The following is a 1,235-nucleotide window of genomic DNA, read 5'->3' as shown; positions in this document are numbered from 1 at the left end:
GTATTTCCCTTATATAAAACTAAAATTATAGTGGATTTTCTAGAAAATACCATCAGCTTTAAGAAGTTTTTTGATAGAAAAAAACAAATAGATTCTTTGAGCACTGGGGGTCTAGTGCAAGAGGGGTCTAGTGCAAGATTAAGATATAAAAATTTTTCCGCAATTATTTATTATAAAATCAGGGTTATTTATTGTCCTATTCAAATAATCAGAACTTGGCGATTAAAAATTTCTAAAGGACGAGATGAACATTTACAGTTTTGATTTATGGATCATAATTACTCTTATTACTCTAGAAATACAATTCACTTATCGGATAAGTTCTTAAAATCAGACGGTTTTATCACAAAGTTTAATTCAATTCTTCTGATAAAAATTAGTTGTTTTTGAAAATTTTTTCTACTCAAAGAAAATTATTTTATAAAATACACTTCTTTATACTTTTTTTCAAAAATGATTCTTAAGAATTAATACTAGACAACCGCCTACAGCAAACGTATATCACTTTATTTAAAGTAGAAGAACAAATCGTGTCGGAAAAAATCTATGATTTAACAGATGAATATGTTGAAGATGGAATTGTCACCCTTAAAGAGCTTGATAAACGTATCTTAACAAAAGGTACCTGGTGTACTATTCTTTATAAAATTCAAACCTGGAATCGATCGAAACAAGCCTATAATCCAGTGAGTTATACTATTCGTCGATATCAAAAACGTGTTAGTGGATTTAAACAGCAATCTAAGTTTACTATTTCTAGCAATAAGCAAGCACGAAAAATTGTAGATGCACTAACTAAATGGATGGAAGAATCTAAATAATGTTGTTTTAGCTAAACTTTATTATATTATTAAATTTGAACTATTAGGTATCAGTTCTTTCATCATAAATAAGATCCAAAAAAATAAGCTTAGGAGTTTTTTGTTAATCTGTTTCGTTTGTTATCGGAAAATAATTAAAAGAAGTCATGAGGTTGTATAATTAAAAGTATGGTATTTTTTATTGAACCTATTTTGTGTTTAGCACAATTAATTTTATAGCTTCCAAACTAGTTTTTTAACTTTTCATGCTCTTTAATTTTTCTTTAATGAAAGATACTGATTTCCGGAATATAACTGTATAAGATAACTTTATATTCTTCAATACATTATTAATAAACAGCTGTTTTACTTTTTTATCCATAAAGTGTTTACCAAGTAATTATTATAATTTTTTAATTTGCTTCTAAACACTAC

Annotated in this window: 2 protein-coding genes; both read left to right on the top strand. The window is 26.5% G+C overall.

Translation table 11 applies throughout. The annotated features are described in order from the left end of the window. Positions 1 to 264: hypothetical protein (locus CLERM_RS03980; RefSeq protein ID WP_206602225.1), on the top strand; the 264-nt coding region annotated here is incomplete at its 5' end. Between the two features lie 266 nt (positions 265 to 530). Then, on the top strand, positions 531 to 821 hold the full coding sequence (locus CLERM_RS00435; RefSeq protein ID WP_102156658.1) for a hypothetical protein: 291 nt from the start codon (positions 531 to 533) through the stop codon (positions 819 to 821). The last annotated feature ends 414 nt before the right edge of the window (positions 822 to 1,235 follow it).

Origin of the sequence: Coxiella-like endosymbiont (genome assembly GCF_002871095.1) — a bacterium.
GTDB lineage: Bacteria > Pseudomonadota > Gammaproteobacteria > Coxiellales > Coxiellaceae > Coxiella.
Note: the sequence above shows the minus strand (reverse complement) of the source record. Positions and strands in the feature narration are given on the sequence as shown.